General features: G+C 59.6%; 7 protein-coding genes. 3 read left to right on the forward strand and 4 right to left on the reverse strand.

What is annotated here, in order from left to right; all coding sequences use genetic code 11:
* Window positions 1-76 precede the first annotated feature (76 nt).
* Complete coding sequence (locus DTW90_RS23480; protein ID WP_149341297.1) at window positions 77-1,711, reverse strand: ABC transporter substrate-binding protein; 1,635 nt, start codon at window positions 1,709-1,711, stop codon at window positions 77-79.
* A 584-nt stretch (window positions 1,712-2,295) separates the two neighbouring features.
* On the opposite strand from DTW90_RS23480, the gene DTW90_RS23485 reads away from it, so the two are divergent.
* From DTW90_RS23485 to DTW90_RS23495, 3 genes are all read left to right on the forward strand, one after another.
* Window positions 2,296-3,402 (forward strand): branched-chain amino acid ABC transporter substrate-binding protein, encoded by a 1,107-nt coding sequence (locus DTW90_RS23485; RefSeq protein ID WP_132526452.1) that lies wholly within the window; start codon window positions 2,296-2,298, stop codon window positions 3,400-3,402.
* Window positions 3,403-3,563: 161 nt separating this feature from the next.
* The gene (locus DTW90_RS23490; protein WP_132526454.1) at window positions 3,564-4,106 is read left to right on the forward strand and encodes a DedA family protein; all 543 of its coding nucleotides are present in this window, start codon (window positions 3,564-3,566) and stop codon (window positions 4,104-4,106) included.
* A 73-nt stretch (window positions 4,107-4,179) separates the two neighbouring features.
* Window positions 4,180-4,752, forward strand: coding sequence for an isoprenylcysteine carboxylmethyltransferase family protein (locus DTW90_RS23495; protein WP_132526456.1), 573 nt, complete (start codon window positions 4,180-4,182; stop codon window positions 4,750-4,752).
* 10 nt (window positions 4,753-4,762) lie between these two features.
* On the opposite strand, the gene DTW90_RS23500 is transcribed toward DTW90_RS23495, so the two are convergent.
* The 3 genes from DTW90_RS23500 to DTW90_RS23510 all read right to left on the reverse strand — a co-directional run.
* Entirely contained in the window at window positions 4,763-5,815 is a 1,053-nt protein-coding gene (locus DTW90_RS23500) for a DNA topoisomerase IB (protein ID WP_149341316.1), read from the reverse strand.
* Between the two features lie 11 nt (window positions 5,816-5,826).
* Window positions 5,827-7,992, reverse strand: coding sequence for a glycogen debranching protein GlgX (gene glgX, locus DTW90_RS23505; RefSeq protein WP_149341299.1), 2,166 nt, complete (start codon window positions 7,990-7,992; stop codon window positions 5,827-5,829).
* A gap of 304 nt (window positions 7,993-8,296) precedes the next feature.
* On the reverse strand, window positions 8,297-8,945 hold a 649-nt coding region (locus tag DTW90_RS23510; RefSeq protein ID WP_149340483.1), incomplete at its 5' end, for an acetyl-CoA C-acyltransferase.

Below are 8,945 nucleotides of genomic sequence, written 5' to 3' on the forward strand. Positions count from 1 at the left end.
TGGGCGGCGCAGCAACCATGCGGTCGCGCCCGCCATGAGGGAACGGGCCGGAATTGCTCCCGGCCCGCCTGTTTCCTTAGGCCCAGTTGCCTTGGCGGAATTCCATGGCGAATGCCGATGCAGCTTTCCACTTGATCGACTTCGCCTTGGCGGTGAAGACGGCGTTCTGGTGCAGGACCGTATAGGCGGGGTCTTCGCGTTCGCAGATTTGCAGCATGCGGGCGAAGGCGTCATGACGCTTGACGCGGTCCGTGCTGGTCTCGAGGAACGTCGAGAGCGTATTCATCTCTGGGTTCGTCCACTCACCGACCTGCTGCTGCTGACCGTTCGGGCCGTGCTGAGCAACGATGGAAGAGACCGGATCGTTGAAGGCTGCCGAGTTCGACCAGTCGCGCACGCCGCGCGTCGGACCTTTTTCGAGGATCGCCTGCCAGTTTTCCTTCATGGCGATCTCGACGTTCAGGCCGACCTGGTTCCACATCTCCACGAGAACCTGCGCCGTCGGCGTCTGGTTGGTGTAGTAGTTGTCGAGCAGGCGGTAGGGGATCGAATCGCCCTTGTAGTTGGCTTCCTTCAGGAGCTGGCGCGCCATGTCCGGGTTATATTCCGGCACGGTCCAACCCTTGACGAACATGTCGCCATAGAAGTCCCACTGCAGGCCGGCGGGAACGACGGTGCGGCCGGCCCAAAGTGAATCGACGATCGCCTGCCGGTCGATGGCATGGCTGAAGGCGCGACGAACCAGCGGGTTGGCGAGCTGCGGGTGGTTCTTGTCGAATACGGTCAGGCGGTGATTGGTGATCGTACCTCCCTGAACCTCGAAAGCAGCGTTCTTCTCGATGCCGCTGATCTGGTCCGGCGGGATGTCGCAGGCAAACTGATATTCGCCCGAAAGCAGGCCGTTGACGCGCGATGCGACTTCCGGAACTTCGACAAAGCGGATCTGCTTCAGCGGCGGGCGGCCACCCCAGTAATCGTCATGGGCTTCATAGACGAGATAGGTGTCCGGCTTGAAATCAACGACGCGGTACGGACCCGTCGTGATCGGCGCGCGGGCCCAAGAGAGATAGCTCTTGGAGTCTTCCCAGCCGCGGCGGCTGGCGATGGCGCTGGCAACCGTCGACAGGCGGCCTTCGATGGTGACATCCGGCGAGCCGTTGACGAAGCGAACGGTGTACTTGTCGACAACCTCGACGCCGCGCAGTGCCGGCCAGAAACGGCGGGCGGTCGCCGGAACTTCAGGCGGCAGATCCTTGCCTTCGTTGCGCAGCGGATTCGTGTCGTTTATGTAGATCGTCTTGCCCGTGCTCGGCTGGGTCTCGCCGAACATGCGCTGCTTGCTGAACGTGAAGGCGACGTCCTCGGCAGTCATCTCGTCGCCATTGTGGAACTTGACGCCCTGGCGCAGCTTCAGCTCGACCGTCTGGTCGTCGATACGGCGCCATTCCGTTGCAAGCTCCGGACGGGTAACGAGACCGCCGAGCCAGTTGATGCCGATCAGGTTTTCCCAGAGCGAGGAATTGAAGATGCGCTGGCCGACATTCGACTGCTCACGCAGCGGGTCGAGCGTATTGGTGTTGGAGATCTTCTGAACCGCGATCGTAATGGACGGGCGGGTGTCGGATTGGGCAATCGAGAAGCGCGGCAGGATCAGCGAGCCGGCAGCGGCTGTCGCCATGCCGAGCGCGCTGCGGCGGGTAATATTGACCATGGGTATCTCCTTTGTTTCTATGGTCGCACCGGCCAGCGCCTGCGGATCGGAGCGATAACGGACAGGCGTTCGCCGGCATGCGCGCCGTCGAACCAAAATCATCTTGCAAAATCGGGATCAGACGTCGGGAACGACCTCCGCCGAAGACGGGATGCTGCTTGCGATTGCGCTCAGGCATCCGGACGGCAGGAGGGGAACGTTTTCCGCGTAAGGCCCCGCTGTGAGGGCGCTGTTTGAAGGCGGAGTGTTTCACCCGCATGACTGTTGTCACAAGTTTCTATGACATTGACGGAAAGGAAGAAATTTCATTCGGCCGTCCGGTTGCTTGGGTGTAGATTCAAGCGCCGGATCGGCAAGTTCTGCCGCGGCGGCAAAATCGCGCAAAAAATGTTATTTTGTTGCGGAATCGCGGCCGGTTTTCTAAAGAAAATGTCTGCAGAAGGCCTTTGAGATCAAAAAATAACCCAAAGGTTCTTCGGAGGGGCCCCAAGTCTGCTTTTACCGAAAGTGTACGCGGCAGCGTGCGCCCGAGGACGTTGCGGGTGTTTACAAGGGTTCTGCCGAACCATCCAAGGAGAGAAGACATGACTCTGAAAACACTCAGCGGCCTAACCTTCGCCGCCGCGATGGCGCTGGCTCCAATGGCGCATGCCGACATCACGATCGGCCTTGTTGCTCCGCTGACCGGACCGGTTGCCGCCTATGGCGAGCAGGTCAAGAACGGCGCGCAAACTGCAGTTGACGAGATCAACAAGAAGGGCGGCATTCTCGGCCAGAAAATCGTCCTCAAGCTGGCAGACGATGCCGGCGAACCCAAGCAGGGTGTTTCCGCAGCCAACCAGCTTGCCGGCGAGAACATTCACTACGTCGTAGGACCGGTTACTTCGGGCGTCGCCATTCCGGTTTCCGACGCGCTTGCCGAAAACGGCATCCTGATGGTGACGCCGACGGCCACCGCGCCGGACCTGACGAAGCGTGGCCTGCCGAACGTGCTGCGCACCTGCGGCCGTGACGACCAGCAGGCCGAGGTTGCCGCAAACTACGTATTGAAGCAGTTCCCCGGCAAGAAGGTCGCGATCGTTAACGACAAGGGCGCCTATGGCAAGGGCCTGGCCGACGCCTTCAAGGCAACCCTGAACAAGGGCGGCGTGACCGAAGTTCTCAACGACGCAATCACCCCCGGCGACAAGGACTTCAGCGCTCTCACCACGCGCCTGAAGGCAGCGAATGTCGATGTCGTCTACTTCGGCGGCTACCACCCGGAAGGCGGCTTGCTCGTTCGTCAGCTGCATGACCTGTCGGCCAATATCACGCTGATCGGCGGCGACGGTCTCTCGAACACCGAGTTCTGGACGATCGGCACGAGCGCCGCAGCTGGCACCGTGTTCACAAATGCTTCGGACGCGCTGAAGAACCCGGACTCGCAGGCAGCAGCCAAGGCCCTGCAGGACCGCAACATTCCGCCTGAAGCCTTCACGCTGAACGCCTATGCTGCCGTCGAAGTGATCAAGGCCGGTATCGAGAAGGTCGGCAACGCGGATGACGCCATGGCCGTCGCCGCTGCCTTGAAGTCCGGCGAACCGGTCGCGACCGCAATCGGCAAAGTGACCTACGGCGAAACCGGCGACCTCACCTCGCAGAGCTTCTCGCTCTACAAGTGGGAAGACGGCAAGATCGTTCCGGCTGAATAAGCGCCCGACGATGCTCACAACCATGCCGGATCATATCCGGCATGGTTCGACGGTCAGTTGACATATTGAGGATTCTTCTTCTGCTATATTTGTCCCGCTCAAACCACAGCTAGTGGCGGAACGCGGGTCACTCCGTTAACTCTGATGATCGGATAGCAAGAGTGACCTTCCTGCACGAGACGACCCTGCTGATCGAAGCCTTCGTGCGCGACTACGGGCTGATTGCCCTTTTCATTATTCTCTATTTCGAATCCTTTGGCGCGCCGCTACCTGGCGAAAGCGCAACGATCGGTGCCTCTGTCCTGGCGATAAGGGGCGATTTTTCCATCATCGACGTCTTCCTGGTCGTATGGGTTGCCGCGGTTCTCGGAGACAGCACCGGCTACGCGATCGGGCATTTCGGCGGCCAACCGCTGCTCCAGCGTTACGGGCCACTTGTCAAGTTAACGCCGGAGCGGCTCGAGAAACTGCAAGACCTTTTCAAGCGACGTGGGCCAATCATCGTTGTCGGGGCTCGTTTCGTCGTCATCCTGCGCCAGCTCAATGGACTGGTGGCTGGCTCCGCCGCCATGCCCTGGCGCTATTTCGCAATGGCCAACATAGCAGGCGCGGCGATATGGGCTGGGGTCTGGAGCTTCGGCACTTATTATCTGGGTGATTTCTTTGGCCGGCATTTGACATCGATCAGCGATGTTTTTCGCTAAAGGCAAGTCTTCCATTCATGAAACGGCCCCGGAAAGCGGCTATTGAAGCTCATGGTCGATAATAGGAGTGTGCATGCATCTGGCTTTGGCTTTGTTCATTCCGGTCTGCTGGGTAATCTGGGCTTTGATCTGGTTTCTCGCAGCCTGGCGCGTCAAGCAGACCGTTCGTCATGAAGACCCGTTGTCTCGGCTGTCGAATACGCTGCCGCTCTGGCTTGCGGCATTTCTGCTGGTATCGCCGCCGATCTGGCCGGATTTTCTGACTGCTCGGCTTTTTCCCGGGACGCTTGGGATCTTTATCCTGGGCGCCGCTCTTGTCGTCGTCGGCCTCTGTTTTGCGATATGGGCGCGCTACCATATCGGCCGCAATTGGAGTGGCGTCATAACCGTCAAGCAGGATCATGATCTCGTGCGCACGGGCCCCTATTCCATCGTGCGTCATCCGATCTATTCCGGTCTTCTGCTTGCGATCGTCGGCTCGGCCATTGCTCGCGGGAATTCGGCCGCTATCATCGCTGTTGCACTGGTCCTCTTTTCCTTCTTGCGGCGCGTCAGCGTCGAGGAGCGCTGGATGACGGAAACCTTTGGCGCAGCCTACGACGATTACCGTGCATCGACGCCGGCGTTGATCCCGTTTGTAAAATAACCGGTTTGACCTACGAGGCCTTTTTCAGCGGCTGAGTTTTGCCAGCCTCCTCGCCGGCTCTGACGAGAAAATCCAGAAGCCTGTTTTCCTCGGCGCGCAGTCCTCTGAGCGGCTCGTGAAGGCTTTGCAGATCGCTTTCTGTCAATGCTCGCTCCTTGTCGGCAAGCGCTATGATTCCAGGGTGGATATAGCTTGAGCGGGCGATCGCAGGCGTATTGTGTAGCACCTCCGCCGCAGCCTCCGACATCTCCTTGACCGTTGGCCGCCTGCCCGCCTCGATGGCGCGGCGAGCGGCACCGAAAGCGGCGAGAGAGCCACCCCAGGTTCTGAAGGTCTTGGCAGAGACCGTAATGCCAGAAATCTCCGCCAGATATGCATTGAGCCGGCCTGAATCGATCGGCCTCAGCTCGCCGTTCTCATCCTTCCAGACAAACAGCTGGCGGCCTGGCAGGTCGGCGATTTCCTCCAGCACCTTCTGCAACCGCGGATGCTTGAGACTGCGCTGGACGCGTTTGCCGCCCTTGGCGACAAATCGGAGTTCCATTTTGCCGTCCGATATTTTGAGGTGCTTCTTCAGCAACGTCGTCGCACCGTATGTGCCGTTCTGCTCAAGATAGGTTCGGTTACCCACGCGCAGATGCGCCTCATCAAGTAAGGTCGTCAAAGCCGCCAATATGCCGTTGATGTCTTCCGGACCCGCATCCAGATGACGAATGACGGTGCGACGGATCTGGGGCAGCGCCCGGGCAAAATCCACGAGCTGATCGAATTTCTCCACGCTCCGGAAGGATTGCCAATCCTTATGGTAGCGATACTGCTTGCGTCCCCGCGCATCGAAACCCGTCGCCTGCAGATGGCCGTTCTCCTGCAAGCAGATCCAGACATCGTTGTAGGCCGGCGGCAGGCCGAGCGCAGCGATCCTCTGTCGACGCGCCTCCTCGCCGAGCAGGCTGCCGTCCGGTAATCTGTAACAGAAACCCCTGCCCTTGCGGTATCGCCTGATGCCGGGCTCGCTGTCGCTGACATAGACCAGCCCGAGATCGAAGATGAGGCTGTCGTCGATGCCAAATCCCATCAGTGTCTCCTGACCAGTCTTGCAAAGTGAAACCAGCGGCGACGCTCCGGCTTCTTGCCCTCCGGCGGAGCGCTCTCCTTCGTTCGTGGTGCGAAAATTGCGACGCTGGCACCGTAGACCATGGCCGCGCCATCAACCGGATGGATGGAGAAAGCCTCCTCCGCACCGGTATCGGCAATCCGCTGCCAATGCTTGATATCGTTCACCGAAGGAAGCGTGAATTCGCAATCGCCACCGGAATTGAACACCAGAAACAGATCGTCCATGGTGTCAGTCTCGGCAGCATGGATGCTCTTGCCGAGATAGACGCCGAGCACACGAAGACCGCCGTCCTGCCATGCACCATCATCCATGAAATTGCCGTCAGGCTTGTACCAGGCGATCTCGACGCGGCCATTCTCATCCGTCTCACCTGTCAGGAAGCGCTCCTGGTGAAGGACGGGATGCGCTTTGCGAAAAGCGATCGCCTTGCTGCAGAAGTCGACGAAGGGATCGTTCAAGCCGGTCCAATCCGTCCACCCGATCTCGTTATCCTGACAATAGGCGTTGTTGTTGCCGCCCTGACTATTACCGACCTCATCGCCGCCGAGGATCATCGGAACGCCTTGGCTAAGCATCAGCGTCGCCATCATGTTGCGGCGACGGCGGGCGCGCGCCTTGATGATCTCATCATTATCGGTGGCGCCTTCGGCACCCATATTGTCGGAGTGATTATCGGAATGGCCGTCCCGGTTGTCCTCGCCGTTCGCCTCGTTGTGCTTGTCGTTGTAGGAAACCGTATCCATCAACGTGAAGCCATCATGAGCGCTGAGCAGATTGATCGACGTGGTCACGCCGCGGTCGGAATGATTGAACTGCCGAGCAGATCCAGTGATGCGAGAAGCAAGCTTCGACACCAGACCGTCGTCACCCTTCCAGAAGCGCCTGACGCCATCGCGAAACTTGTCATTCCATTCGCGGAAAGGATGCGGAAATCCACCGACCTGATAACCGCCTTCACCGACATCCCACGGCTCGGCAATCAACTTTACGCCGGCCAGGATGGGGTCCTGCCGGATTGCGTCGAAAAAGCCACCTTCACGGTCGAAATCCATATATTCCCGGCCGAGCGTGCTGGCGAGGTCGAAGCGGAAGCCGTCGATGTGCATGACGCCGACCCAGTAGCGCAAGCTGTCGAGCACCATGCGCAGCACCATCGGATGCGCAACGTTCAGCGTATTGCCTGTGCCCGTGGTGTCGAAGGTGTGTCTGGGTTCGTCGGGCGACAGGCGATAATAGCTGAGATTGTCGAGACCACGGAAGGAGAGCGTTGGGCCACGCTCGGAACCCTCGGCGGTATGATTATAGACGACATCCATGATGACCTCGATGCCGGCGGCATGGAAGGTCTTCACCATGGTCTTGAATTCGGTGATCTTGCTGCCCGACATATATCGGGAATGCGGCGCGAAGAAACCGAGCGTCTGATAGCCCCAATAATTGCGCAAATCCTTCTCGAGCAGATAGCGGTCGTCGAGGAAGTACTGGATCGGCAGCAGCTCGACTGCCGAAATGCCAAGCTTAGTCAGATGAGCGATAATCGGCTCGCTGCACATGCCAAGGAATGTGCCCCTGAGCTTGTCGGGGACATCAGGATGCGTCATCGTCATGCCGCGCACATGGGCTTCGTAAATGACGGTATCCGTCCATGTCCTGCGGATCGCCTTGTCGCCATCCCAATCGAACTGCGGATTCTGGACGACGCCCTTGACCATGAAGGGAGCGCTGTCACGCTTGTCGAAGGACAGATCACCACCCTTTCCGCCGATCGTATAGCCGAACAGGGCATCATCCCAGACAAGGTCGCCGACGATTTGCTTGGCATAGGGATCAAGCAGCAGCTTGTTCGGGTTGAAGCGATGTCCGGCCTTCGGATCATATGGCCCGTGTGCACGATAGCCATAGATGGTTCCGGGGCTGATCCCGGCAATGTAACCGGACCAAATGTCGCCTTCTCGCTTCGGAAGCGGAAGGCGCGCGACCTCCTCTTTTCCATCCTCGGAGAAAAGACAAAGCTCAACCTGCTCCGCATGCGCGGAGAAGACGGCAAAATGCGTGCCGTCACCCGTAAATTCCGCGCCGAGTTCCGGCTTCAGGAAGTCCAGTTCCGAGAATGAAAAACTCATGGAATGCGCCTCGCCGCCTGGTTCGATCCGATATGACTTTGCGCAAACGGACACGCCCGGTTCTCCGCTGCAACGAGCCGTTTGTGCGGCCGCTTCCAGCAGGCAGAAGCAGTTTGTATTCACCATGCCACGCCGCGGATTGACAACGTCAATCCTTCGCGAAAGTTCCTTGCGGTGGCAAATTCAAATAGATAGGGCGACAAGCCCACCCTTTGGACAAGGGACTTAAGGTGATGCATGCGCCCACAGAAAATAGAGCCGGCGCCATCGAGACGCCGGCTCCTGGAGCTTCCTGAGCGATATTTTAGACCCGCTCGAGCGCGATGGCGATGCCCTGGCCGACGCCGATGCACATGGTCGACAGCGAATAGCGGCCACCGGTTTCCTTGAGTTCCAGAGCAGCCGTGCCGGTGATCCGAGCGCCGGACATGCCAAGCGGATGACCGAGCGCGATGGCGCCGCCGTTGCGATTGACGCGGGCATCGTCATCGGCAATCCCGAGTTCGCGCAGAACCGCGAGGCCCTGCGAGGCGAAGGCCTCGTTGAGTTCGATGACGTCGAACTGCTCCTGGGTCATTCCGAGCCTAGCCATCAGCTTGCGTGATGCCGGGATCGGGCCGATGCCCATGATCCGCGGCGGAACGCCTGCGGCAGCGCCGCCGAGAATGCGGGCGATCGGCGTCAGGCCATACTTCTTGGCCGCAGCTTCAGACGCGACGATCAAGGCGGCCGCGCCATCGTTGACGCCGGAAGCGTTGCCTGCCGTCACGGTTCCGCCTTCCTTCTTGAAGGGGGTGCCGAGCTTGGCCAGCGCTTCCATGGTGGTTGCGCGCGGATGCTCATCCTTGCCGACAACAATGGGATCGCCCTTGCGCTGCGGGATGGTGACAGGAGTGATCTCCTTCGCCAGCCGTCCGCTTTCCTGGGAGGCTGCTGCCTTCGCCTGGCTGCGC

Source organism: Neorhizobium sp. P12A (assembly GCF_008365395.1).
Classification (GTDB): domain Bacteria; phylum Pseudomonadota; class Alphaproteobacteria; order Rhizobiales; family Rhizobiaceae; genus Rhizobium.